21 protein-coding genes are annotated in these 24,780 nt (G+C 72.6%); 4 read left to right on the top strand and 17 right to left on the bottom strand.

Annotation, left to right across the window (positions count from 1 at the left end; translation table 11 throughout):
• Positions 1-5 precede the first annotated feature (5 nt).
• The 7 genes from ACGFIB_RS16225 to ACGFIB_RS16195 form a co-directional block, all read right to left on the bottom strand.
• Complete coding sequence (locus ACGFIB_RS16225; protein ID WP_393372350.1) at positions 6-1,403, bottom strand: DUF6114 domain-containing protein; 1,398 nt, start codon at positions 1,401-1,403, stop codon at positions 6-8.
• Positions 1,404-1,414: 11 nt separating this feature from the next.
• Complete coding sequence (locus ACGFIB_RS16220; RefSeq protein WP_142569499.1) at positions 1,415-2,008, bottom strand: DUF6230 family protein; 594 nt, start codon at positions 2,006-2,008, stop codon at positions 1,415-1,417.
• Between the two features lie 130 nt (positions 2,009-2,138).
• On the bottom strand, positions 2,139-3,080 hold the full coding sequence (locus ACGFIB_RS16215) for a cation diffusion facilitator family transporter (protein ID WP_357259421.1): 942 nt from the start codon (positions 3,078-3,080) through the stop codon (positions 2,139-2,141).
• Positions 3,081-3,114: 34 nt separating this feature from the next.
• Positions 3,115-4,269 (bottom strand): SIS domain-containing protein, encoded by a 1,155-nt coding sequence (locus tag ACGFIB_RS16210; protein ID WP_393372346.1) that lies wholly within the window; start codon positions 4,267-4,269, stop codon positions 3,115-3,117.
• Positions 4,266-4,439, bottom strand: coding sequence for a Trm112 family protein (locus ACGFIB_RS16205; protein WP_076432865.1), 174 nt, complete (start codon positions 4,437-4,439; stop codon positions 4,266-4,268). Before ACGFIB_RS16205 ends, ACGFIB_RS16210 begins: the two co-directional genes overlap by 4 nt.
• Before the next feature lie 4 nt (positions 4,440-4,443).
• Complete coding sequence (locus ACGFIB_RS16200) at positions 4,444-5,799, bottom strand: phosphomannomutase/phosphoglucomutase (protein ID WP_142569493.1); 1,356 nt, start codon at positions 5,797-5,799, stop codon at positions 4,444-4,446.
• Between the two features lie 71 nt (positions 5,800-5,870).
• Positions 5,871-6,236, bottom strand: coding sequence for a DUF3499 domain-containing protein (locus tag ACGFIB_RS16195; protein ID WP_142569491.1), 366 nt, complete (start codon positions 6,234-6,236; stop codon positions 5,871-5,873).
• A gap of 166 nt (positions 6,237-6,402) precedes the next feature.
• On the opposite strand from ACGFIB_RS16195, the gene ACGFIB_RS16190 reads away from it, so the two are divergent.
• Positions 6,403-6,870 carry a metallopeptidase family protein gene (locus ACGFIB_RS16190; RefSeq protein WP_229689544.1) on the top strand — a complete coding sequence of 156 codons (468 nt, stop codon included), beginning with the start codon at positions 6,403-6,405 and terminating at the stop codon, positions 6,868-6,870.
• Between the two features lie 3 nt (positions 6,871-6,873).
• Here the strand turns inward: ACGFIB_RS16190 and ACGFIB_RS16185 are convergent, their stop codons facing one another.
• The 4 genes from ACGFIB_RS16185 to ACGFIB_RS16170 form a co-directional block, all read right to left on the bottom strand.
• On the bottom strand, positions 6,874-8,343 hold the full coding sequence (locus ACGFIB_RS16185; protein ID WP_393372341.1) for a DUF5719 family protein: 1,470 nt from the start codon (positions 8,341-8,343) through the stop codon (positions 6,874-6,876).
• Positions 8,340-11,228 carry a glycosyltransferase gene (locus ACGFIB_RS16180; protein WP_393372338.1) on the bottom strand — a complete coding sequence of 963 codons (2,889 nt, stop codon included), beginning with the start codon at positions 11,226-11,228 and terminating at the stop codon, positions 8,340-8,342. The genes ACGFIB_RS16185 and ACGFIB_RS16180 overlap by 4 nt, the downstream gene beginning before the upstream one ends.
• A 166-nt stretch (positions 11,229-11,394) precedes the next feature.
• Entirely contained in the window at positions 11,395-11,658 is a 264-nt protein-coding gene (locus tag ACGFIB_RS16175; protein WP_030509369.1) for a WhiB family transcriptional regulator, read from the bottom strand.
• A 192-nt stretch (positions 11,659-11,850) separates the two neighbouring features.
• The gene (locus tag ACGFIB_RS16170; RefSeq protein ID WP_393372335.1) at positions 11,851-13,623 is read right to left on the bottom strand and encodes a hypothetical protein; all 1,773 of its coding nucleotides are present in this window, start codon (positions 13,621-13,623) and stop codon (positions 11,851-11,853) included.
• A gap of 171 nt (positions 13,624-13,794) precedes the next feature.
• Between ACGFIB_RS16170 and cofD the strand changes: the two genes are divergently transcribed.
• Positions 13,795-14,733 (top strand): 2-phospho-L-lactate transferase, encoded by a 939-nt coding sequence (gene cofD, locus ACGFIB_RS16165; protein WP_142569486.1) that lies wholly within the window; start codon positions 13,795-13,797, stop codon positions 14,731-14,733.
• A 33-nt stretch (positions 14,734-14,766) separates the two neighbouring features.
• A complete protein-coding gene (locus ACGFIB_RS16160) occupies positions 14,767-16,050 on the top strand; it encodes a coenzyme F420-0:L-glutamate ligase (protein ID WP_393372332.1) in 1,284 nt (427 codons plus the stop codon).
• Here ACGFIB_RS16160 and ACGFIB_RS16155 read toward each other — a convergent pair.
• A complete protein-coding gene (locus ACGFIB_RS16155; protein ID WP_142569482.1) occupies positions 16,040-18,697 on the bottom strand; it encodes a bifunctional FO biosynthesis protein CofGH in 2,658 nt (885 codons plus the stop codon). The two genes, ACGFIB_RS16160 and ACGFIB_RS16155, sit on opposite strands and share 11 nt — an antisense overlap.
• 181 nt (positions 18,698-18,878) lie before the next feature.
• On the opposite strand from ACGFIB_RS16155, the gene ACGFIB_RS16150 reads away from it, so the two are divergent.
• A complete protein-coding gene (locus ACGFIB_RS16150) occupies positions 18,879-19,241 on the top strand; it encodes a hypothetical protein (RefSeq protein WP_393372328.1) in 363 nt (120 codons plus the stop codon).
• Here the strand turns inward: ACGFIB_RS16150 and ACGFIB_RS16145 are convergent.
• From ACGFIB_RS16145 to ACGFIB_RS16125, 5 genes are all read right to left on the bottom strand, one after another.
• On the bottom strand, positions 19,226-20,209 hold the full coding sequence (locus ACGFIB_RS16145; RefSeq protein WP_393372325.1) for a DNA-3-methyladenine glycosylase family protein: 984 nt from the start codon (positions 20,207-20,209) through the stop codon (positions 19,226-19,228). The two genes, ACGFIB_RS16150 and ACGFIB_RS16145, sit on opposite strands and share 16 nt — an antisense overlap.
• Positions 20,209-21,312: a mannose-1-phosphate guanylyltransferase gene (manB, locus tag ACGFIB_RS16140; protein ID WP_393372322.1), complete on the bottom strand. Its 1,104-nt coding sequence runs from the start codon at positions 21,310-21,312 to the stop codon at positions 20,209-20,211. The genes ACGFIB_RS16145 and manB overlap by 1 nt, the downstream gene beginning before the upstream one ends.
• 167 nt (positions 21,313-21,479) lie before the next feature.
• Complete coding sequence (locus tag ACGFIB_RS16135; protein WP_393372319.1) at positions 21,480-22,607, bottom strand: glycosyltransferase family 4 protein; 1,128 nt, start codon at positions 22,605-22,607, stop codon at positions 21,480-21,482.
• A 231-nt stretch (positions 22,608-22,838) separates the two neighbouring features.
• Entirely contained in the window at positions 22,839-23,765 is a 927-nt protein-coding gene (locus ACGFIB_RS16130; protein WP_142569473.1) for a lysylphosphatidylglycerol synthase transmembrane domain-containing protein, read from the bottom strand.
• A complete protein-coding gene (locus ACGFIB_RS16125) occupies positions 23,762-24,616 on the bottom strand; it encodes a class I SAM-dependent methyltransferase (protein WP_393372315.1) in 855 nt (284 codons plus the stop codon). Before ACGFIB_RS16125 ends, ACGFIB_RS16130 begins: the two co-directional genes overlap by 4 nt.
• Between the last annotated feature and the right edge of the window lie 164 nt (positions 24,617-24,780).

Genomic DNA, 24,780 nt, shown 5'->3' with positions numbered 1-24,780 from the left:
GGGGGTCAGGCGCCGACCACGAGGTGCAGGTCGTCCGCCCGGAGGGAGTCGGCCGTGACGTACGGCTGCTCGCTGACGACGTCGGTCATCGTCAGCGGGACGTTCAGGGACGGCACCAGTTTGAGCGCCCTGACCAGCAGGTTGGGGTGATCCGCCGTGAATTCCTGAGGCACGCCGAGGAGCTTGGCGGTCATCTTCGTCGTGCAGATCACCACGTTGCCCTCGAAGGTGAACGTGCTGCCGGTCAGCGTCGTCGGGCCCATGGTCTGCTGGGGCTGCTCCAGCACCGCCTTGTCCATGGTGAAGCGGAGCATCTTGACGGCGCCGGTCGCCGTGGGCATCTCGACCACACCGGTGAACTTCATCCCGGTCATGGTCAGCGAGGGCGCACGGACGGCTGCCGTCTCGGTCGCGACCGTCACCGCCCCGGGCGGGGACGAGGCCCCCGGTGTGTCCTGATCGTCTTCACCGTCCTCGCCGTCCTTCCCGGGCGGCGGCGAGGGGCTCTTCCTGCCGGTGAGCGACCCCACGGCGTCCTTGAGGTCAGTTGGCAGGCCGGTGGGCAAACCGGTGGGCAGGGCCGTGGGGACCTCGCTGGGCAGGACGCCATGGAGAGCGTCGGACAGGTCGCCGGGAACGGCGCTCGGGACGACACCGGGCAGGAGCGAGCCGCCCTGCCCGCCCGTTCCGGGGTCCTCACGTGCCATGCCGGTCCCGGCGGCCAGGATGACCGGCAGCACGGCGATGGCCAGCGCCTTGGCGGCGGGACCCGGACCCTGGTCTCCCCGCCCGCCACCGCCCGGCCGTGCGCCCCCGTCGTCAGGATCCTCACCCGGGTCGTCGAGATCGCCGGAAGCCGGATCGGACGCGGGCTTGGACGGGGGCTCGGCTTGGCGGCGGACCCGGGCGACCAGGATGCGCGGGCCCTCGTCGGCGGGTTCGGCGGGCCGCTGCGGCCGAGTGGCCTCCAGGCGCTCGTCACCGCTGACCACCCGCCGCTCCGTGAAGGTGATTCCCCCTTCCCCCGGCACGGGCGGCGCCGCGGGCTCGATCGGCGCCGCACCGGCCTCGGTGGTCTCCGCGGGCGCCCAGGCCACCGCGAGCGCGCCGCCGACCAGGCCGAGCAGCATGCCGATCAGGAAGCCGCCCAGGTTGGCGTAGACGAACGACGCGATCGAGACCAGCACGGCGACCACGCCGAGGAAGGCCCGCTGGCCGGGCTGGAGCCAGATCATCAGGCCCAGGATGATCAGCACCAGTGCGATCAGATAGGTGGCGCCGACCGTGCCCGACTGGATGACGAGCGGCAGGGCCTGGGTCGCGAACGGGATGCTCAGCAACTCCAGGCCGGCCGCGAGCACCAGCAGGCCGCCCCAGAACGGCCGTGACCGCCGCCATTTCACCGGCCGCTCCATCAGAAGCACTCGTGCTCGCCGGGCTCCACGGCCAGCTTCAGCCCCGGCAGCTTGAACGTGGCGGCGTTGACCGCCCAGGAGACCTGCCGGAAGTCCTTGATGGTGACCCCGGCGGCCTGCTGGCCGAACATACCCGCCGCGCCCTGGGCACCGGGCACCTGGTCGAGGGAGCTCGCGTCGCGGCCCGCCTCCAGCTTCGTGAAGACCGCGTTGCCCTCGATCTGGGTGGCATCGACGATCATGTTTTCGGCGATCACCGGGTCCTTGCCCGTGCCGGCGGTGATCCGGATGGTCACGGCGCCGACGGGCGACTTCACCAGCACCGTCTGACACATGTTGGTCAGCGTGGCCTTCCGGATGCCGGAGACGGCGACCGGGATCTTCTGGCCCTTCTTGTTCTCGACCGTGCTGCCGTACTGCACGAAGCCCTGGCCCTGCAGTGTGTCCGCGGAGACCTTGAACGTGTCACCCGAGACCACGAACGACGCGCCGATCGCCCCTTCGGCGGTCGCGCCGACCAGAACGGAGGCGACCGCGAGCGCGGGCACGAAGACGAGGGCGAATCGTTTCCACCGCACGCGTCCCTGAATCATGAGTCACCTCCGGGGTCAACCAGCCGTAATGTAAGGGTAAAGTTACCGACCGGTACCACCAGCACTGAAGTGACCGTGCATCACATTTCAATTACGGTGCGCAAGGAAATGTGGCCGCATGTAACGGGGGTTATGCGTCGGCGTGCTGCTCCGAGACCGCGTCCGCCCGGTAGAGGTCCGGCTCCAGGTAGATCACCCGGGCGATCGGAACCGCCTCGCGGATGCGCCGTTCGGCCTCGTCGATGCCCCGCGCGACCTCGCCGGCGGTGTCATCGTGCTCCACGGCGATCTTGGCGGCGACCAGCAACTCCTCCGGGCCCAGGTGCAGGGTGCGCAGGTGGATGACCCGGCTGACCTCGGGGGCGGCCTCCAGCGCGGCGCAGATCTTCTCCTCCACCTCGGGGGTCGCACTCTCGCCGATCAGCAGCGACTTGGTCTCGGTGGCCAGGATGATCGCGATCACCGCGAGCAGCACGCCGATGGCGAGGCTGCCCACGCCGTCCCAGGCCCCGTCGCCGGTGACCACGGCCATCGTCACCCCGAGCAGCGCGAAGACCAGACCGATCAGCGCGCCGAAGTCCTCCAGCAGCACGACCGGAAGTTCGGGGGCCTTCGCCCGCCGGATGAACGCCACCCAGGAGTGGTCGCCCTTGAGCGCGCGCGACTCCTTGATGGCCGTGCGGAACGAGAAGCCCTCGGCGACGATCGCGAAGATCAGCACCGCGAAGGCCCAGATCGGCGACTCCACGGGCTCCGGGTCGGCGATCTTGTGCCAGCCCTCGTAAAGGGAGAACAGGGCACCGATCGTGAACAGCACCACGGCCACCACGAACGCGTAGAAGTAGCGCTCCCGGCCGTAGCCGAAGGGGTGCTTGCGGGTCCTTCCCTTGGCGGCGCGCTTGCCGCCGAGCATCAGCAGCGCCTGGTTGCCGGAGTCGGCCACGGAGTGGACCGACTCGGCGAGCATCGAGGACGACCCGGTGAACAGGAACGCCACGAACTTCGCCACGGCGATCGCCAGATTGGCGCCGAGCGCCGCAAGGATCGCCTTGGTACCGCCACCCGCACTCACGATGAACTCCTCAATTCAATCGGCCGAGGCGATCCTATTGGGAAATCCTGGCCTGGAGTTCCGTCGCCGCCGCGGCCGATGCCGGGTCCGTCCCGTACCCGAGAGCGAGGTAGACACTCGCGTAGTCGCACAGGCCGATCAGGGCCGCGAGCCGGTCCAGCGGGTGCACGCCCTCGGCCAGGATCTCGGACACCGGAACCCCACGGTCCTCGGCCATCCGCACGGCGGCCATGCGGGACCTGGTCACCTGCGGGTGCTCCTCCACGTCGCGCAGCAGGAACAGGCGCAGGCGCGTGGCCTCCCCCGGCTCGTCGGCGAACGGGTCGGCGAAGACGTCCCGCCCGGCGAGAGGGCCGTCGAACGTCACGATCTGGTTGTGGGCGGCCTCGGGCAGCTCCCCCCAGATCGCCGGGTAGCCCGCGTCCTCGTTCAGCCGAATGGCCAGGCGGTGGGCCGCCACCGCGGCCAGCGGTGAGGTGCCCCAGATGACCGGAAGTGTCCCGGCCAGTTCCATCGCCAGCGTCTTGCCGGGGTTGATGAACGACTCGCTGGACGGGCGGCACCGATGGGCCAGGTCCTCCAGCCGCTTGGCCACCGACTCGAACTCGCTCTCCCCGGCCGGGACCAGTCCGAGCGCGGCCGCCACCAGGATCGGCGGCACCATGAGCGACCACAGCGTGGCCATCGGCTGCCCGGCCACCCCGGTCGCCCCGCCCACCGGCACGTACGGCCCGCCCGCCCGCTCGACCAGGGCCGACAGCGGCGTGTCGGGTGTGCCGGCGCCCGCGAGCGCGCATCCGCGCCGTGCGGCCTCGGCGGTCACCGCGACGGTCTCCTCGGTCCTGCCGGAGCGGGAGACGGCGATGACGAGATCGGCGGCGCCGACCCAGCCGGGCAGCCGGTGGCCGCGCACCGTCACCACCGGGACCGGGGCGCCATACCGGCACAGCGCCTCGATCACGTCGCCCACGAGGGCGGAGGCGCCCACGCCCGCCACGACGATCGCCCGGGGCCGGCCCTCCCGGCCGGCCCGGCCCACGCCGTTCTCCACCGCCGATCGGTAGGCCGCCCGCACCTGGGCGGACGCCGACGCGACCGAGCGGAGCATGCCGGAGGGGTCGCCCTCCACCAGGTATGCCTGGTCGTCGAGCCGATCGGCCTCGAACCGGACCCCTCCGGCACTGCTCATGCCTTACGGGCCTCGTCGACGAGGAGCACCGGGATGTCGTCACGCACCGGATAGACCAGCCCGCACGACTCCGACGTGCAGGCCAGCTCGTCCGCGTCCGGCACCGCGCGGAGCGGGGACTTGCACGCCGGGCAGGCGAGGATGTCCAGCAGCCAGTCGTCGATCTTCAACTCGTCAGCTCCTTACAACGGCGAGCACTTCGTCTCGAACTGCGGCGACCTTCTCCTCGTCGGCGGCCTCCGCGTTGAGCCGGAGCAGCGGCTCGGTGTTGGACGGACGCAGGTTGAACCACCAGTCCGGACCGCTGACGGTGAGTCCGTCCAGCTCGTCGAAGGTAACACCCTCCCGGCCCGCGAAGGTCTCGCGCACCCGGGCCAGGGCCGCGGCCTGGTCCTCGACCCTGCTGTTGATCTCCCCGGACGCGGCGTAGCGCGAGTACTGGGACAGCACCTCCGACAGCGGCCGGTCCTGCTCGCCCAGCGCGGCGAGCACGTGCAGGGCGGCCAGCATGCCCGAGTCGGCGAACCAGAAGTCACGGAAGTAGTAGTGGGCCGAGTGCTCGCCGCCGAAGACCGCGCCGGTGCGGGCCATCTCCGCCTTGATGAACGAGTGGCCGACACGGGTGCGGACGGGCTTGCCGCCGTGCTCGCCGACGATCTCCGGCACGCCCTTGGAAGTGATCAGGTTGTGGATGATCGTGGCGCCGGGGTTCTTGGCCAGCTCCCGCACCGCGACCAGTGCCGCGATCGTGGACGGCGGGACCGACTCGCCCCGCTCGTCGATGACCCAGCACCGGTCGGCGTCGCCGTCGAAGGCGATGCCGATGTCCGCGCCTTGCGAGACGACCGCCTTCTGCAGGTCGCGCAGGTTCTCCGGCTCGATCGGGTTGGCCTCGTGGTTGGGGAAGCTGCCGTCGAGCTCGAAGTAGAGCGGGGTCAGCTCGATCGGCAGGCCGTTGAAGACCTCCGGAACCGTGTAGCCGCCCATGCCGTTGCCGGCGTCCACGACCACCTTCAGCGGCCGGATGCCCGACAGGTCGACCAGCGTCTTCAAGTGGGCGGCGTAGCCCTCCAGCAGGTTCCGCTCGGTCACCGTGCCCGCGCCCGGCGTGCCGCCCAGCTCGGTGGCGAGCAGTTCGGCCGCACGGTCGCGGATCTCCAGCAGGCCGGTTTCCGAGCCCACCGGCACGGCGCCCGCCCGGCACATCTTCATGCCGTTGTACTTGGCCGGGTTGTGGCTCGCGGTGAACATGACGCCCGGCAGGCCGAGACTGCCGCTGGCGTAGTAGAGCATGTCGGTCGAGCCGAGGCCGGCGTTGATCACGTCGGCGCCCCGGGAGGCCGCGCCCCGCGCGAACGCCGCGGCCAGCGGGCCGGAGGAGGTGCGCATGTCGTGCGCCATCACCACGGAGGACGCGCCGGTCAACTCGACGAAGGCCGCCCCGACGGCCTGAGCGATCTCCTCGTCGAGCTCGTCCGGCACCACGCCGCGCACGTCGTACGCCTTGAAGATCCTGCTGAGGTCGGCCACTGCACGCCCCTAAAAGTCGTTAAGTCTTCGCACCTGAGCCTATAGCGCCTGATTACCCACGAAGCGGGGTCTCATCGCTCCCTGTTGGGCTGGGCGGACTTGAGCACCCGCAGGTGACCTCTGCGGCCCACCTCGACCGCCTGGCCGACGGGCTCGCCAGCGGCGGGAGCGGGGCGCGCGGCCTCGCGGACCGCGTTCGCCAGGGCCTCCAGGTCGTCTCCGTTCGGGGCGCCGGGCTCTGACGGGAGGCGCACGACCTCCCATCCCCTGGGTGCGGTGAGCCGTTCCGCGTGCTCCGCGCACAGGTCGTAACAGTGTGGCTCGACGTACGTCGCCAGGGGGCCGAGTACAGCGGTCGAGTCGGCGTAGACATACGTGAGTGTGAAGACGGCAGGCTGCCTGCAGGCGGTACGGGAACAGCTGCGGACGGGGCTCACGGAGGGACCGTATCCGGTCCGCGTTCACATTGCCACCACCCTGCCGCTCTTATTGAACGTGTCGCCACAATTCCGCGATCTCTGAAGTCGACATGACGTTGTTGGGCAAAGCGGACACAACCGACGGGATCCACCGCACCGGTGGGCCGGGCTCTAAGCTGACTGCGTGAGCGATCGGAACGGCGACAGGCCGGATCGAGGGCGGCGGGTGCGCCGGCGTGACCGGCACGGCCGCGGCATGCGCGGCCCCCTCGCGCCCTCGCACGTCCCGATCGCCAAGTCCCGCGGCGAGCGGTTCGACGACCTGGTGATCGACGCGGTCGACCGGCTCAAGCCGCGGTGGGGCACCCAGCTCGCGTCGGTCGAGTTCGCGGTCGAGGAGGTGCCGCCGGCCGCCGAGCTGGTGGACGGTCCCGCCCGGCTGTCCTCCGACCCGATCCCGCTGGGACGGGCGGAGCCGGCCTCGGGGGACGAACTCGCCACCGTCGTGCTCTACCGCCGTCCGCTGGAGGCCCGGGCCCGCGACCGCGACCAGCTCGGCACGCTGGTCCTCGACGTGGTCGTCGAGCAGGTGGCCAGCCTGCTGGGCCTCACGCCGGAGACGATTGACCCCGGCTACGACGACCGCCACTGAGGTTCAGGGCAGCACGGCGCCCGGCTCGTCGACGGTCGGGGGCACCAGCGCCCAGGTCCTGGCCATGGCCAGCGGCTGCGCGGTCAGCAGCCGGCCGTCCTTGACCCCCTCGTCGAGGACGCGCCCGCCGTACACGGGCCCCGAGCCCGGCATCGGCCGCACGACCACGCTGAAGCCGCCCTTGCTTCCCTTCGGCGGCGTGAGCCTGAGCTCCTTGGTCCGGGCGGCGGGCACCTTCACCTCGACCGGGGCCGGCGCCGGACCCTTCGAGGGCACCAGCTGAACCTCCGCCACGGCCGCCTCGAAGGGCGCGGACAGCACCAGCCAGGAGGTCTGCTTGCCTTCCGCCCGGCCGTCCGCGACGACGCTGCCGAGATCGACGGAGGCGGCGCCGGCCGTGTAGGCGACGTCCTGCCTGGCCCCCGTTCCGGTGATCTTGAGGCCCGCCACGATCGGGACGTCGGACTCCAGCACCAGCGCGGCCGGCTGCCCGCCGATCCCGGTGGACAGGTCGAGCGAAGCCGCCGATCCGGCCGGCACCTCGATCGTTTCCTTGTTCTTCAGCGCGTAGGAGCCGTCCTCCAGCACTGCTTTGATCCGCACGACGGTGTCCCGCTCCCCCGGCGCGGCGACGTACAGCTCCCGCTGCCCGGCGGTTCCGGGGATGCCGGGGACGACGACCCGGGTGGCGGGGGCGGCGGCGACGGGCAGCCAGTCGACGCCCCTGCCCTCACCCAGGACGGCCTTCACCGCGGCGGCCACCCGGCCGCTGCGCGTGCTCACCTGCAGGGCCATGATCAGCGGGGAGGGCGCGAGGTCGCGCAGCCTGATCACGCGGTGCTGGCCGGGCTTGACGATGACGCCGTTGCCGCGCTCGCTCAGCACCGGGCCCTCTCCGGAGTAGACCATGAACGAGACGTTGGCCGGGGCCGCGTCGGGGTTGGCGAGGTAGAGGGTCATCTCCGCGGCGGCCGGCCCGGGCCCGACGAACCAGCTCTCCGCGCCCGGCTCGACGCACCGCACTCCGGCCAGCCCCCGCTGGGTGCCCGACGTCTCCCTGGCGGTCTGGGCGCTCTCCAGCCCGGCGGCCATCGCACCGGTGGCGTCGACCACGAGCGGGCCGCCCCCGACGGCGATCTCGCGCTGCCACAGCAGGCCCGGCCTGTCGATCACGTCGTCCTTGCCGCCCGCCTTCTCCTCCGGCGTTCTGATCGCCGACAGGGTGGCGCTGCCCGGCTCCTGGTCCTGCTGTCCCGCGTTCCGCTGGTCCTGGGCGGGGGTCACCACGCTCACCCTGCTGCCGGACGGCGCGGGGCACACGGCGGTCACCGACTCCACCGGCGCCCTGACGGCCTGCGGACGCACCTGCGCGGCGGGCGCGGGCCGGCTGACGAAGGCCACGCCGTACAACGCGCCCAGGGCGACCAGCACCAGAGCGAGCAGGCCGAAGCGGTTCTCGATCAGTCTCCTCACGCGGGCACCCGATCTTTCCTGCCCTTGTTCTCCTTGGCCCGGCGGCGGCCTCGCGGCCCCTCCTCGACGGGCGCGTCCGCGTAGTCGACGTCCGGCTCCTTCGTACGGGCCCCGGGCGAGGCGAGGATCAGCACGAGCACGAGCAGCCCGCCCTGGGCCCACAACCAGCCCCGATGCAGCCCGCCCGCGGTCACCGGCGGCGGGGGCGGAGGCACCGTCACCTGGCCCGCCACACGCCACAGGCCGCCCGTCTCCGACAGGCTCACCCTGACCAGGGCGGGCTGCGAGTCGAGCGCCCGTTGCAGGGCGGGGTCGACGGAGCCGGGCACCGTCACGAAGCGGACCCCGGACGCCGCGAGCGTCTGGACGTACGTGCTGCCCCGGCCCGAGGCGAGCCCGGCGACCGCGGTCGTGAAACGCTCGGTCGTCTCCCGGGGCGGCGTGAGGTCGGACTCGCCGATCAGCGGACCCCGGCCGCGCATCAGCGTGTAGCCCACCGTGCCGTCCTTGGGACGCAGCAGGAGGGTGCCCTCTCCGGGCTCCGACTGCAGTTCGGCGAGCACCGGCACCGGATCGCTCAGGTCGCTTCGCAGCGGGTCGTCCGCGCCTCTGGTCACCCACAGCGCGGCGGCGGCGAGCGGCGTCGCGAAGGCGACCACGACGATCAGCATCGCGCCCAGCCGGCGCAGCCCGCCCGAGGCGCGGAACTCGGCGATCCGGTGCGCCTGGTGCCCCGCGGCCACCAGCAGGCCCGTCGCGGCGAACGCCAGCGGCACCCCCGGCCACGCCGCGTCGTCGACCCGGCTGACCACGATCGCCACCAGGAGCCCGAAGAGCATGACGCCCCAGCCGATGGCGACGATCATCTGGTGACGCCGCAGCAGCAGCGCGGCCAGCGCGACCGCGATCAGGCCCGCCGTCGCCCACACGGGCGGCACCCCCGGCCCGCCGGGGCTCAGCATGAGCAGGGAGTCGGCGGCCAGGCGGGGGGTGGTGAGGCGGCCGTCATGCAGGCCGGACTCGTGCAGGCCGGACTCGAGCAGGATCCGGCCCGGCTCCCTGGCGATCTGCACCAGCCACGGGAACAGCAGCACGACCGGGGTGCCGAGGCCGATCACGAGCGACCGCCTGACGCCCCGGCGAATGCCTCCGAACGACACCGCGGCGAGCCCGCCGAGGATCGCCACCAGCACGTACGCGAGCGGGACGAAGGCCGTGCCCACGGTCAGGAGCAGGCCGAGGCCCCAGGCCGCCCGCCGCGACCCGGCCATCACCCGCGTGGCGAGCGCCGCGTAGACGGGCAGCAGCACGATCACGATCGCGGTGCCGAGCCGCCCGCCCGCCACCACGCCCGTCGCGACGGGCAGCAGGGCGTAGGTGGCGGCCAGCCAGACCCGCGCGGGCGTGTAGGAGATCATCCGCTTGGTCGCCGCGTACGCCGAGATCCCGGCCAGCGGCACGCAGCCGAGCAGCACCACGGCCACGGCCAGCCACGTCTTGCCCAGCGCGACCGCCGACAGCCCGGCCAGCACGGCGACGTACGGCGGGGCCCAGGTCTGCGAGCCGAGCCCGGCGGCGTGATGGTCTTCGACGTAGAGCCGCCACAGGTCGGACGCGCCCCCGGTGACCGGCACCAGAGCGCCGCCGCCCAGGTGCCCGTCGGAGGACAGGAGCCCGGGCAGCAGCGTCCTTTCGGCAACCAGCGTGATCACCGTCAGGATCAGGAAGAGCGCCACCCCCGGACTGCTGAACACGCGCTGGACGCCGCCCGAGTCGGTCAGCAGTTCGTCGCCGTCGTCCTCCTGGGCGCGGTCCGCGGCGGCGTGGTGGCGGCCCGCCGAGTCCACCGGGCCGGCTCCGGCGAGGAAGCCCTGCACCATGTCGGCCAGCCGCCGGAACGCCGCGCCCGGCGGGGTGAGCTTGCGCCGGATCGCGGGCCAGCCCTGCTTCCTGCCCTGCTTCCTGGCCTTGCGCGCCCGCCGCAGACGCATCGGATGGCCGATGACCGAGCCGAGCGCGGCCAGTTCGTCGAGGGCGTTGGCCGGCTGCTTGGCCAGCAGGAACAGCAGGGCCCGCAGCACGGACCCGAAGACGTTGCGCAGCACCGATCGCACGAGCGCGCCGAACGGCAGGTTCGCCATCAGGACGAACAGACCGTTGCGCCGGTCGAGCCTGCGCGGGTGCTCCTCGCTGGTGGCGATCCTGCGGCGCCGCCGCGCCGAGGCCTCGGCGTGCCAGGCCACCGCGTCGCTCACGTTCAGCACGCGGTGCCCGGCCGTACGGGCCCGCCAGCACAGGTCGAGGTCGTCGCGGAACAGCGGCAGCGCGGTGTCGAGGCCGGACAGCTCGTCCCAGACGTCCCTGCGGATGAGCATGCCGGCCGTGGAGACCGACAGGACGTCGGCGATCCCGTCGTGCTGGCCCTGGTCGTACTCCCTCGGCTCCAGGCCGGTGTCGCGCCGTCCCGACCTGCTGACGGTGACGCCCATCTCGAGCAGCACCCGCCGGTCGAGCCAGTCACGCAGCTTGGGGCCGAGGATGGCGGCCTTGGGATCCTGCTCGGCGGCCCACAGCAGGGCCTGCAGCGCGTGCGCGTCGGGCACGCAGTCGTCGTGGAGCAGCCAGACCCATTCCTCGCCGGGCGCGGGCGGCAGCCGCCGCAGCACTTCGTGGACGGCCTCGCCGAACCCGGTGGACCGGGGCAGCGCCAGCACGTTTCCCGGGCCGAAGGCCTCGGTCAGCAGCGCCCCGCTGCCGTCACGGCTGCCGTTGTCGACGCCGACGACACGGTCGAGAGGCCGGGCCTGGCGCAGCACCGCCGCCAGCGTCTCCTTGAGCCAGCGGGCGCCGTCGTGAGCGACGACGATCGCGGTCACCGAGTGCACGTCGAGTCCTTGGGGGGTCGTACGGCTGAGCGCCGACCACGATACGGCAACCCGGACTCACCCGATCACATCCAGGCGAAACAGGATGTCAGCAACAACCCAGACATAAGCGTGGGGCCGTGCGCCGAACGCACGGCCCCACCCGCGTCGATGTCAGGGACACGACCTAGACGGCCTGGCGCTTGATCTTGCGCCTTTCCCGCTCGGACAGGCCGCCCCAGATGCCGAAACGCTCATCATGCTGAAGCGCGTATTCAAGGCATTCGGCGCGCACCTCACACGAACGGCACACCTTCTTTGCTTCCCTGGTGGAACCGCCCTTTTCAGGAAAGAACGCCTCAGGATCAGTCTGCGCGCACAAAGCGCGCTCCTGCCACCCGAGATCTTCACCGTCGCCATCGAGCGCCTGTGCCATGACCAGATCGGTCATTGCACACCTCCCTGTCGCTCGCCCGCCCACATGGAGCCCCCCATAAAAACGCCTGCCCTGTACCCACCCTTGGGAAGGCGTAACAACATGTCTGTAATTACACGCGCGTGGCGCGTGTGGCGTCAAGCGGCATACCGATACCCGGGGAAAGACCTGCTCGCCCCGGTTCGTACGCCCCGATCTACGGTCCTATCAGCGTTCGGAACCATACCAAGGGAGGTTGGGGTCGGTTCCGCGGCCTGCCTGATCGGGGGCGGAACCTTCCTCATACTTTGCCTGCGACCGATCGGGCGTGTAGATGGCCGTCGGGTCGAGCGGCTCCTCCCTGGGCAGCGGGTCGCTGAGCGGGTCTCCGTGATAGCCGGAGGAGTCGAAACGGACCGTCTGGTCGGCGGGGCCGGCCACGGGAGGCTGGAACGGCGCGGGCTCGGACTGGGGGTGGCCGAGCGGGTTGTCGTAGTACTCCGGCATGTCCTGTGGACCGGTGGGGTGGTCGGGCAGGGCGCCCTTCTGGTAGCTCTGCGCCTGCTGGTAGGCCTGCGCGAGCTGCTGCTCCCGCGGGTCGGCCGGGCCTTCGTACGCGGGGGGAGCGTCGAAGGCCGGGCCACCGGCCGGGGCCTGCTCGGCGGCATGGCGGGCGAACGCCTGACCCGAGTAGCCGGAGAACGGGGAGCCCTGTCCGTACGACTGGTCCTGCTCGTACGGCCTGGCCTCCGAGACCGGGGCGTAGGAGGACGGCTGACCGTAACCGCGAGGGTCGGGAGCGGCGGGGACGACGGGAGCGACAGGGGTATCGGGCACGGCGGGAGGAGCGCTCGGGAACTGCCCGTAGCCACCGGAGTCCGTCTGCTGGCCCGCGTAGCCGTACTGGTCGAACACCGGGCCCTGCGGCGGCGGGGCGTAGTCGGCGCGCTGGGGCGCCGCCGCCTCGGGCTGCGCGCCGTACGGGCCGTAGTCGGGGTAGTGCGCGCCGGTCTGGACGTCCTGCAGCGACGGCCGGGGCTGCTGCGCCTGCTGCGCCTGCTGCATCTGTCCGTGGCCGGGGCCCTGAGAGGAAACCGGAGCGGGAGCCGGGGAGCCGGGCTGCCCGCCCTGCCCGCCGAAGGGCGGGGACTGCGGGGCGGTCGGAGCGGGCGCGTAGGAGGGCTGCGGCTCGTATTCCTGGCCGTACTGCTGCTGGTCGGGGTAGCGGTGCTCCGCTGGCGGCAGCTGGGGGTGGGCCGGCGCCGGCGCGCTCTGCCCGTACGCGGGCCCCTGCGGCTGGCTCTGGTGGTCGCCCGGGGCGGGGTGGCCGAACTGCTGCTGATTGGGCACCTGCTGGTTAGGCACCTGCTGGTTAGGCGCCTGCTGATGAGGCGCCTGCTGAACAGGACCGGGGACGTGAGCCGGAGCGCCCTGCGGCGCATGAGGTGCGTGCGGCTGCTGCGGTGCCTGAGGCGCCTGCGGGTTGTGCGGCAGCGCCGGAGCGTACGGCTGGGGCGGGTAGGCGTCCTCGCGCCTGCCGAAGAAGTCGCCCGCCGGTTCCCTGACGGGCTGGAGCGCCGATGCCGTGCTCAGCGCGAACAGCGCACCGAAGACGGCGAGCGCGACCATCGGCAGTCCGGTGATCAGGTATTCGAACCGGTCGCGGAACGAGGCCAGCTCGCCCACGAGCACGCCCAGCACGGCGATCACGCCGAAGACGACGCTGAGACCGAGCGACCCGGCCGCGCCGAGCGCCACCAGGCGGGCCCGGGGGGTGGGCGTCCCGGCCTTGGCGACGAGCAGCACGGCGCCGAACGCGAGCGCGGTCGAGACCGGGGACACGAGGGAGTACAGGCTCGTCGCCGCGCGGACGCCGAACGTGCTGCTCGACGAGGAGCCGATCAGCAGGTGCGCGATGCTGACGAGGACGGTGGTGATCACCGCCGCGAGCATCGTCCACGCGGCCGGCTCGCGGAGCCGGCCGGTATCGACCTTGAGCACGACTACCCCCATCGGTCCAAACGGCACTCGGGGAAGTTTTGCACAAGACTGACTTAAGCGTCGGCAGACCCATGAACCTCACAAGCCAAACAGACCCTACATATCGCCGTTCATCCCGTTCCTGGGGTGGGTGTCGGCGAGCCCGCGGACGGCCGGTGGAAGACTGGCCGCATGCGCATCGTGTCCCTCGCCGGAGGAATCGGCGGCGCCCGGTTCCTCCGAGGTCTCAAGGCGGCAGCCCCCGATTCCGAGATCACCGTGATCGGCAACACCGGCGACGACATCACCCTGTTCGGCCTGCGCGTGTGCCCTGACCTCGACACGGTCATGTACACGCTGGGCGGAGGCATCAACGAGGAACAGGGCTGGGGACGGGCCGCTGAAACGTTCACGGTGAAGGAGGAGCTCGCCGCGTACGGCATGGAACCGCAGTGGTTCGGCCTCGGCGACCGGGACTTCGCCACCCACATCATCCGCAGCCAGATGCTGGCGGCCGGTTATCCGCTCTCCCAGGTGACCGAGGCCCTGTGCGACCGATGGCGGCCGGGGGTCCGGCTGCTGCCGATGTCGGACGACCCCACCGAGACCCACGTGGTCATCTCCGACGAGGCCGGCAGGCGGGCCGTCCACTTCCAGGAGTGGTGGGTGCGGCTGCGCGCCTCCGTACCGGCCGAGCAGATCGTGCTCGTCGGCGCGGACGAGGCGCGTCCCGCGCCCGGCGTGCTCGACGCCGTCGCGGCGGCGGACGTCGTCATCCTCCCGCCGTCGAACCCGGTCGTCAGCATCGGCACGATCCTCCAGATCCCGGGCATCCGGGCCGCCCTGGAGGACAAGACCGTCGTCGGCGTCTCCCCCATCATCGGCGGCGCGCCGGTGCGCGGCATGGCCGACGCCTGCCTGACCGCGATCGGCGTGGAGACGAGCGCCCAGGCCGTCCTGGAGCTGTACGGATCCGCGCTGCTCGACGGCTGGCTCGTGGCCGAGGAGGACAAGGGCGTGGCGCTCGACGGCGTCGCGGTGGAGGCCCGGCCGCTCCTGATGAGCGACCCCGAGGCCACGAGGGACATCGCCGCCGCGGCCCTCGCCCTGGCCCGGTCGCTGAAGGCCTGAATGCCGATGCCAGAACAGACGTCAGAGGAACTCATGCCCCAGATCACTGTCAGCGGCGTGCCCGGCCTGCCCGAGGTGCGTCCCGGCGACGACATCGCCCTGCTCGTGGCGCAGGCCGCGCCCGACCTCCGGGACGGCGACATCCTGGTCGTGACCTCCAAGATCGTGAGTAAGGCCGAAGGCCGCGTCCGCAACGGCGAGAGCCGTACGGCCGCGATCGAGGAGGAGACCGAGCGCGTGGTCGCGCGGCGCGGCGACACGGTCATCGCGCAGACGCGGCACGGCTTCGTGATGGCCGCGGCCGGCGTGGACGCCTCCAACACCTCCCCCGGCACCGTGCTGCTGCTGCCCGAGGACCCGGACGCCTCGGCGGACCGGATCCGGCGGGGGCTGCGCGAGCGGCTCGGCGTGCGCGCCGGGGTGATCGTGTCCGACACCTTCGGCCGGCCCTGGCGGCACGGCCTGACCGACGTCGCCATCGGCGCGGCCGGCGTGCGGCCCCTAGAGGACCTGCGCGGCGGCACCGACGGCTACGGCAACCCGCTCAACGCCACCGTCACCGCGCTGGCCGACGAGATCGCGGCGGCGGGCGATCTGGCGAAGGGCAAGCTGTCCGGCGTTCCGGTGGCCGTCGTCCGCGGGCTGGCCCACCTGGTGACCGACGAGGACGGCCCGGGCGGGCGGGTCCTGGTCCGCCCCGCCGACGAGGACATGTTCCGGTACGGCTCTGCCGACGTCGTCTTCGCCCGCCGCACGATCCGGGAGTTCTCCGCCGCCGAGGTGGACCCCGCGGCCGTACGGCGGGCCGTGGCCGCCGCCGTCGCCGCGCCCGCCCCGCACCACACCACGCCGTGGCGGTTCGTGCTGCTGGAGACCCCGGGGGCGCGCGCGGAACTGCTCGACGCGATGCGGGACGCCTGGATCGAGGACCTGCGCTCCGACGGCTTCTCCGAGGAGTCGATCGCCCGGCGGGTCCGGCGCGGCCACGTGCTGAGGAACGCGCCCTACCTGGCGGTTCCGTGCCTGGTGATGGACGGCTCGCACACCTACAGGGACGAGCGCAGGAACGCCGCCGAGCGGGAGATGTTCGTGGTGGCCACCGGCGCCGGCGTGCAGAACTTCCTGGTCCAGCTCGCCGTGCAGGGGCTGGGCTCGGCGTGGGTGTCGTCCACGATGTTCTGCCGTGACGTGGTGCGCAAGGTGCTCGGCCTGCCGCAGAACTGGGACCCCATGGGGGCCGTGGCCGTCGGCCATCCCGCCGCGCCGCCGAAGGACCGGCCGCCGCGGGACCCGGCCGACTTCTACGTCACGAGGTGACCGGCGGCCGGGAGACGGGTGAGACCGTGAGCAGCGGCCCGCGGACCGACTGGCACACCCCGTCGCTGCGCCGGGCCGCCTCGGCCCGCTCCTCACCCGGCCGGCCGTACGACGTGGTGCGCTGGCGCAGCGGACGGCCGGTCGGCGCCACCATGGCCGCGATCTCGCTGATCGTCTTGTAGGAGCCGTTCTCGGAGCCGGCCATCCGGCTGATCGTCTCCTCCATGAGCGTGCCGCCGAGGTCGTTCACGCCTCCGGCGAGCACGTCCCGGCACAGGTCGTCGCGCAGCTTCACCCAGGAGCACTGGATGTTGCGGATCGCGCCGTGCAGCATGATCCGCGCCAGCGCGTGGACGGCCCGGTTCTCCCGCGCGGTCGGTCCCGGCCTGGAGATCCCCGCCAGGTAGATCGGGGCGCTGTGGTGCACGAACGGCAGCAGCACGAACTCGCTGAACCCGCCCGTCTCCTCCTGGATCGACCGGATCAGCCGGATGTGGCGCACCCAGTGCTCGTGGGTGTCCACGTGGCCGTACATCATGGTCGAGGTCGTGGGGATGCCGACCCGGTGGGCGGTGGTGATGACCTCGATCCACTCCCGGGCGGGCAGCTTGCCCTTGGTCAGCACCCACCGCACGTCGTCGTCGAGGATCTCCGCGGCCGTGCCGGGCAGCGAGTCGACCCCCGCCTCCCGCGCCGCGTGCAGCCACTCCTCGACCGACAGGTTCGTACGGCTCGCGCCGTTGACGACCTCCATCGGCGAGAACGCGTGCACGTGGATCTCGGGGCAGCGTTCCTTCACCGCGCGGGCGATGTCGAAATAAGCCGTGCCGGGCAGGTCGGGGTGGATGCCTCCCTGCATGCACACCTCGGTCGCCCCGGCCTCCCACGCCTCCTGCGCCCGGTCGGCCACCTCGCTCAGCGACAGGGTGTAGGCGTCGGCGTCGGTGCGCCGCTGGGCGAAGGCGCAGAACCGGCAGCCGGTGTAGCAGACGTTGGTGAAGTTGATGTTCCGGTTGACGACGTAGGTGACGTCGTCGCCCACCGCCTCGCGGCGCAGCCCGTCGGCGATCCGGCACAGCTCCTCCAGGCCGGCGTCGTCGGCGCCCGCCCCCGACTGGTCCCCGGCGAGGTCGAGCAGCGTCAGCGCCTGCTCGTCGGTCAGCCGCGCCGGGTCCGCCTCGGCCTGCCGCAGCGCCTCCCGCACGTCCGCCCCGACGGCGTGGTTCCGGACGGCCCCGTCCCGTCCGCCGCCGGGCAGGCGTTCGCGCAGGGCCTCCCAGTCGCCGTACACGCTGTCGAAGTCGGCCCGGCGGTCGCCCGTCCGGCCCTCGGCGTCGACGGCGGTGTGCAGGTCGGCCCGTCCGCCGGTGACCAGGCCGCCCAGGCCGCCGTCGGGCTCCTGCCACGGACGGCCCCGAAGCACGGCGTCCTCGCGCGCGAGCCCGGTGGCGGGGTCGGCCAGCGCCGCGACGTGCTCGGTGAGCCGGGGATCGAGCCACGGCTCCCCCGCGAGCACGTACTCGGGATAGATCGTGAGGCGCTCGCGCAGCGTGAACCCGGTCGCGGCGGTGCGGGCCGCGAGGTCGTCGATCTGCGGCCACGGGCGCTCGGGGTTGACGTGGTCGGGCGTGAGCGGGGACACCCCGCCCCAGTCGTCGATGCCCGCCCGCAGCATCAGCGCGTACTCCTCGCCGATCAGGTTGGGCGGCGCCTGCACGCGGACCTTCGGGCCGAGCACGAGCCGCGTCACCGCGATCGTCGCGGCCAGCTCGTGCAGGTCGGCGTCGGGCATGCCGCGCATGGCCGTGTCGGGCTTGGCGCGGAAGTTCTGGACGATGACCTCCTGGATGCCGCCGTACTCCCTGGCGACCCGGCGGATCGCGAAGATCGACTCGGCCCGCTCCTCGATCGTCTCGCCGATGCCGATCAGCAGGCCCGTCGTGAACGGCACGCTGGAGCGGCCGGCGTCCTCCAGCACGCGCAGCCGCACGTCCGGGTCCTTGTCGGGAGAGCCGTAGTGGGCCTCGCCCTTCTCGGTGAACAGCCGCCGTGAGGTGGTCTCCAGCATCATGCCCATCGAGGGCGCGACCGGCTTGAGCCGCTGCAGGTCCTTCCAGGTCAGCACGCCGGGGTTGAGGTGGGGCAGCAGCCCCGTCTCCTCCAGCACCCGGATCGCCATCGCCCGGACGTACGAGAGCGTGTCGTCGTACCCGTGGGCGTCGAGCCACTCGCGCGCCTGGTGCCACCGGTCCTCCGGCCGGTCGCCCAGGGTGAACAGCGCCTCCTTGCAGCCCATCGCCGCGCCCTGGCGGGCGATCTCCAGCACCTCGTCGGGCGACAGGAAGGCGGCGGGCAGCTTGTGCGGCGCGGTGGCGAACGTGCAGTAGCCGCATCTGTCCCGGCACAGCCGGGTCAGCGGGATGAACACCTTGCGGCTGTAGGTGATGACGCCGGGCCGGCCGGCGGCCTCAAGTCCCGCGTCCCTGACCCGTGAGGCGTGCGCGAGCAGGGCGTCCAGGTCGTCGCCGCGGGCGCGCAGCAGAATCGCCGCCTCGCCGGGGTCGAGGGTCTTGCCGTCCCTGGCCCGCGCGAGTGCCCGGCGGGTGCCGCTGTCGGAGCTGGCGTTCGGAGGTCGCTTCGCCGTCATACGCCGCACCCTATGAGGCGTGGGTCCGTCCGGCGCACCCAGCCCCCGGCCGCCCGGGGGAAGTCATGGCGTACGCCCGCCGGGCGGTTTGCGGCCGCTGGGTATGAGCGAGGGAGCGGAACAGACAACGAGCGAGGAAATAGTGGCCGTTATTGGGGCGAATAGAGCGTTTTGTCTAGCTTTGAGAGTCCGGTCCCTGGCCGTCGCGACGATCGTCATCGGGTTGTCGACGCCGGCGGCCGAGGCGCTCGCGGCGCCGTACGCCGGGCACGGCGGCGGATCGGGCAAGGGCCACGCCAAGCAGGTCACGGACGGCCGCAACACGGCCAACACGCCCGCGATCGCCAGCGCCCCCCTGCAGGTGTCCGCGGGCAGGCGCAACGTGAACGCCCCCGCCGGCAACAACGGCATCGCGTTCGCCGGCCTCCAGCAGGTGACGAGCGTCAGCGACTTCACCAACACCCTCAGCGGCAGGTGCCGGGACGGGGTCGAGCACTGCGGGATCAACCAGAACCTGAACGGACGTCGTCAGAAGGCCCGGTAGTCGCGTGGAGCCATGCGCGGTCCGCGCGCCGGCGGCCTGACGCCGCTGAGCTCGATCAGCTTGACCACGCGGTGACGGTGCCCACGGAACGGATCGAGCAGTTCGAGCATGCCGTCGTCGTCGGTCTTCCGGCCGGCCAGCGCGTAGCCGACGAGCCCCGGAATGTGGAAGTCGCCCACGCTGGGGGCGTCCGGGTCGCCGTGGGCCCGCTGGCGGACCTCGGCGGAGGTCCACACGCCGATGCCCGGCAGCGCCCGCAGCAGACGGTCCGCCTCCACCGACGCCTCCACCGACGCATCCGCGGTGCGCTCCAGCTTCCCGGCGTGCCGGGCCGCGTTGCCGATCGTCCTGGCCCGTACGGCCTCCGCGCCCGCCCGGTGCCAGTCCCACGACGGGATCGCCCGCCACACCTCCGGCGGCGGGATCACGTACATGCCCTCGGGGGCCGGGCCCGGGGCAGGCTCGCCGTACCGGCGCAGGAGGAACCTCCAGGCCCGCCACGCCTCGCTGCCGACCACCTTCTGCTCCAGCACGGCGGGCGCGAGCGCCTCGAAGACCCGCAGGGAGCGCCCGATCCGCAGCCCGGCGGCGCGGCTCGCGAGGCCCGCGACGAACGCGGCGGCGCGGGCCTGCCGGGGATCGCCGGCGCCGGTGAGCCGCGCGAGCATCGCGGCGAAGCCGGCCACGTCGTCGTCGGCGCCCAGCAGCGACGGAAGCGTCTCCAGCAGCCAGTCCGCCCCCGGCCCCCACGCCTGCCCGAGGACCTCACCGCCGCCTGCCGCCACGCGCAGGGTGCCGGGCCCTTCGGGGGTGCGCGAGGCGCGCCAGATCGCCCCGTCCGGCGTGGACCGCCAGGCCGGGTCGCCTCCCCCGTGCCGGTGCGGCGACAGCGTCAGCGCGAGGTCGAACGGCGCGGACGGCCGCCAGCGCCGCTCGCTTCGCCGTCCGGTGGAAGCCGTGCAGATCATCAGACGTCGCTGGAGAAGCGGACCGCGCACTCGGGCAGGTTTACCCCGGGCCAGACGCGCATACCGGAGGTGAGCTCGTTGCCGGGGCCGATGAGCGCGCCGTCGCCGACGACGACCTCGCGCAACATGGCGCCGGAGGCGACGCGGGCGCCGACCCCGACGACCGAGTCCACGACGGTCGCGCCGGACGCGACGTGGCAGTCCTCGGACAGCACGCTGCCGCGCACGCTCGCACCGGCCTCGACCGTGGCGCGGGCGCAGACGACCGTGCCACCGGTGACCTTGGCCTCGGGCGACACGACGGACCCGTCCAGCAGGAGGCTCTCGCCCACCGGACCCGGCAGCGCGGGCGAGCCGAGCTTGCCCAGCACCAGGTCGGCCGAGCCCTGCACGAACGCCGCCGGCGTGCCCACGTCCAGCCAGTACGACGTGTCGGCGTAGCCGAGCACCAGCTCGCCGGACGCGATCAGCCCGGGGAAGGTCTCCCGCTCGACCGACACCACCTGGCCCTCGGGAATCGCGTCGATGACCGAGCGCTGGAACACGTAGCAGCCGGCGTTGATCCGGTTCGTCACGGGATTGGGCGTCTTCTCCAGGAAGGCGCTGACCCGGCCGTCGTCGTCGGTCGGCACACAGCCGAACCTCGACGGGTCGTCCACCTCCGTGAGGTGGAGGGTCACCGCGGCCTCCCGTGAAACGTGCAGGTCCACCTGGGCGGCGATGTCGTGACCCGACAGGATGTCGCCGTTCAGCACGAGCACCGGCGCCTCGGGCGGGCAGGTCAGCGCCCGCGCGGCGTTGCGGATCGCGCCACCGGTGCCGAGCGGGGTGTCCTCGGTCATGTAGACGATCTCCAGGCCGAAGCCGGAGCCGTCGCCGAAGGCCTCGGCGAACATCGAGGCCCGGTAGGACGTCGCGAAGACCACCCGGCGCACGCCGTACGCCCGCGCCTTGGCCAGTTGGTGCGCGAGGAAGGGCACCCCCGCCGTCGGAAGCAGCGGCTTGGGCGTGCTGAGCGTCAGCGGTCGCAGCCGCGTGCCCTGGCCGCCCACGAGAAGGATCGCCTCAAGCCCCTCGGGCGACCGCACAGAACTCTCCCTCACAGCCGCGAGAGTAGCCTAGCCGGGCCCTCCGCGGCCGTCCGTTGTGCCGACGTTTCACGACAGGGGCGCGATCCCCGTTCACCGGCCTCGGACCGGGCGATACGGGAGCCGATTTCGCCCCAGCACGAGCGGTGAAACCGGATGCCCGAAACCGGAACGCCGCCGCCCTAGGCTTCGACGGCCCGTTGGTAGGCGACGAGGTGGGCCTCGGCGGAATGCCGCCAGGTGAACTCGCGCGAGCGGGTGACGCCCGCCTGTGCCAGCGACTCACGCCGCTCCGGCGACTCCAGCAGGGCGCGCAGCGCCCGCGCGATGCTGTCGGCGTCGGGCTCGGTGTAGACCACCGCGTCGCCGCCCACCTCCGGCAGCGAGGCACGGTGAGTGGTCAGCACCGGCGCCCCGCAGGCCATCGCCTCCAGCACCGGCAGCCCGAACCCCTCGCACCGCGACGGCGAGGCGACCACGAGCGCACCGCCGAGGAAGCCCGGCAGGTCGGCGAAGGGCAGGAAGCCGGGACGCACGACCTTCACCCGGGGCGGCAGTGCGGCCACGGCGGCGTCCACCTCCTCGTCCCAGGCGGGACCGCCCGCCAGCACCAGCGCGGGCGGCGAGGACAGATGCCCGACCGCCCGCCCGAACCCGGTCACCAGGTTCGGCACGTTCTTGCGCGGCTCCAGCGCGCCCAGATAGGCGACGTACGGCCGGTCGTGCAGGCCGAATCGCCCGGCCACCCGGCGCACGTCCTCCGGCGCCGGCGGGTGGAACAACGTGGGGTCCACTCCGTGGTAGGCGACGTCGACCCGGGTGGGGTCGGCGTCCAGCACCCGGACCAGCTCGTCCCTGGTGGCCTTCGACGGCACGATCACCCGGGTGGCGTGGCGTACGGCGGTGCGGGTGGCCGACCGGAAGAACGAGGCTCTGACGGGGTCGTGCTGGTCGGGGTCGGTGAACGAGGTGAGGTCGTGGACGGTGGCCACCGTCGGCAGGCCCGAGCCCAGCGGGATCGAGTAGTAGGGAGCGTGGATCACCTGGGCGCCGGCGTGCCGGGCCAGGATCGGCAGCCCGGTCTGCTCCCAGGCCAGCCGCTTGTTGCGGTTGGTGATCGCGGGCGGTCCGGGGAGGATCCGCGCCGAGGGGGCGAGAGCGGCGTAGTGCTCGGCGTCCGCGCGCTGGCAGATCACCGCGAGGTCCGCGCCCGCCTCGTGCAGGGCCGCGACCAGTCCATCGACATACCTGATCAGGGCGCCGCGGTCGGCGGGGACCGCGGCGGCGTCGACGAGCACCCGGGGTGTCAAGTGAATCGCTCCCCTCACTGGGCCCGCTCAAGGCCGGGAGGATCGCTCCCCGCCCGCACGGTCCCGCTGGTTCCGGCGGTGTTCGGGCAGGGGCCAGGGGCCCCGCGCCACGAACTGACGCCTTCCCCCACTTCCCTCCCTGTCACTCTATTTCCGGCGTCCCCCGAAACGTGAGTGATATCACATGAGGAGCATCTCGAAGGGTGGGCGACCCGCGCCCATTCCACGGATTCAGGCCCGTGGTACGGGTTCCTCCCGCGTACGGACCGCGCGCCGGGAGGCCAGACCGGCGGCGCCGGCGCACACCAGGTCGCCGACGGACACGATGAGCCGGGAGCACAACACGGCGGCGGTCGCCGCGGGCCGGTCGAGCACCGGGGCGAGCGCGGCCACCATCGCGACCTCGCGCACGCCCACACCGGCCGGGGCGATCACGAACACGAACCCCAGGCACCAGGCGAGCGCGAACGCGCCGAAGCTGAGGATCACGGCCGAGGGCCCGCCCGCCCCGAGGCCGTGCACGATCAGCGCCAGGTGCACGCCGTAGGCCGCCCAGCCCGCCAGGGCCCAGCCGCAGGCGACGAGCACGCCGCGCCGGGTGAGCGGCCGTTCGAGCGGCGGGCGGCGCAGTTTGCGCAGTCCGAAGGCGATGACGCCGTTGACCACCTTCGGATGCAGGGCGGCGGCGACCACGGGCACGAGCAGCAGCAGCCAGGCGTATCTCGCGACCGACTGCCCGGCGAGCACCGGCAGCGTGACGAGGGCGACCAGCAGGCCGGTGCCGAGGTAGATCGGATAGGTCAGGAAGAAGGCGGCGGCGCTGCGCGGCCGGGGGATGCCGTGGTCGCGGCCCATCTCCATCTGCGCGAGCATCGGCCACACCGACCCGGGGATGTACTTGCCGAGCTGGCCCACGAAGAAGATCTTGGACGCGTCGGTGAACGCCAGCGGGGAGCCCAGGTCGGTCAGCAGCGCCCGCCACATGAACATCCCGGCGAGCAGCGCGCCGAGCACCGCCACCAGCGAGCCAGCGAGCTCCGCCCACGACAGCCGGGCGAAGCCGTCCGCCACGGCGGTCCACTGGCTCGCCACCGCCCAGACGCCGAACCCCAGCGCCACGAGCAGGAACAGCGCGCGAACGGCCTTGCGGCGACTCATCGGGACGTACGGACCGGCTCGGGCGGCTGCGGAAGCGCCGCGCCGAGGGGGCGGCGGGGCGTCTTGGTGGCGACCCACAGGTAGGTGGGGACGACCGGCAGCAGCGCCCGCAGGGCCGGGCGCGGGGTCCGCTCCAGCGTGGCCTTGGCGGCGCGGCCGGCCGCGCCGGGGAAGAGCTCGCCACCGGCGAACCGCTCGGGCGCGGCCAGCACCGGGAACGTGTAGTCCCACACGTGGAAGTCCGCCAGCATCCGCCGCAGCCCGGGCCGGGTGCGGAAGCGCTCGTAGTAGTGGTCGGCCCGGCCGAACGCCCGCACGTACCGGTCGGCGGCGGCGGGCGGCAGGTAGGACAGGAAGGGCAGCTTGTAGTGCGGCTCCATGACCCCGAGCCGGTTGCCCAGGCCCAGGTAGAGGACGCCGTCGTCGGACAGCACCCGGTGCATGTCGGCGATCACGGCGTCGGGGTTCACCACGTGCTCGTAGATGTGGTTGAAGACCAGCACGTCGACCGAGCCGTCGGGAAACGGCAGGCGGGAGCCGTCGGCGCAGACGAACCCGACCCGCCCGCCGAAGCGGTCGGACGCCTTGCGCAGGCCCGGGACGTCGATGTCGAGCCCGAGCGTGCGGCGGGCGCCCGCGGCGGCGAGCTCGTCGGCGATGAACCCGGCCGAGCACCCGACGTCGCCGACCGTCAGCCCCGACAGCGCCTCGCCGGGATTGGCGGCGTCCCTGCCCAGGAAGTGCGCGAGCACGGCGATGATCTTCGCGGCCTTGCGCCTGCGCTTGTCCTCGTCGAGCATCGCGGCCTGGAACTCGGAGTATTCGAGCTGGGCCGCGCGGTCCGCGCTCATTCCCGGCCCCCGCTCATTCCCGCCCCCCGCTCACCCACGTCTTCACGCTGCCCAACAGTACCCGTGCCCGCCCCGCCCCCGTCTCCCGATCAGCCGACACCCCCACCCTCCTCGCGTGATCTTGCAGTTTGTCGCAGAGACCCCCGATGAGCAGGACAGATCCC

Origin of the sequence: Microbispora bryophytorum (assembly GCF_043197435.1) — a bacterium.
In the GTDB taxonomy this organism is placed as follows: Bacteria; Actinomycetota; Actinomycetes; order Streptosporangiales; family Streptosporangiaceae; genus Microbispora; species Microbispora bryophytorum.
The sequence above is the reverse complement of the archived record's forward strand: the minus strand, read 5'-3'. Positions and strand labels throughout refer to the sequence as shown.

What these genes read in the sequence shown, in the direction of transcription:
- ACGFIB_RS16220 (WP_142569499.1), bottom strand. Translation starts at nt 2,008, where the DNA reads ATGATTCAGGGACGCGTGCGGTGGAAACGATTCGCCCTCGTCTTCGTG.
- ACGFIB_RS16210 (WP_393372346.1), bottom strand. Translation starts at nt 4,269, where the DNA reads ATGAGCAGTGCCGGAGGGGTCCGGTTCGAGGCCGATCGGCTCGACGAC.
- ACGFIB_RS16175 (WP_030509369.1), bottom strand. Translation starts at nt 11,658, where the DNA reads ATGACCGATCTGGTCATGGCACAGGCGCTCGATGGCGACGGTGAAGAT.
- cofD (WP_142569486.1), top strand. Translation starts at nt 13,795, where the DNA reads ATGCGCATCGTGTCCCTCGCCGGAGGAATCGGCGGCGCCCGGTTCCTC.
- ACGFIB_RS16160 (WP_393372332.1), top strand. Translation starts at nt 14,767, where the DNA reads ATGCCCCAGATCACTGTCAGCGGCGTGCCCGGCCTGCCCGAGGTGCGT.
- ACGFIB_RS16155 (WP_142569482.1), bottom strand. Translation starts at nt 18,697, where the DNA reads ATGACGGCGAAGCGACCTCCGAACGCCAGCTCCGACAGCGGCACCCGC.
- ACGFIB_RS16145 (WP_393372325.1), bottom strand. Translation starts at nt 20,209, where the DNA reads ATGATCTGCACGGCTTCCACCGGACGGCGAAGCGAGCGGCGCTGGCGG.
- ACGFIB_RS16130 (WP_142569473.1), bottom strand. Translation starts at nt 23,765, where the DNA reads ATGAGTCGCCGCAAGGCCGTTCGCGCGCTGTTCCTGCTCGTGGCGCTG.
- ACGFIB_RS16125 (WP_393372315.1), bottom strand. Translation starts at nt 24,616, where the DNA reads ATGAGCGCGGACCGCGCGGCCCAGCTCGAATACTCCGAGTTCCAGGCC.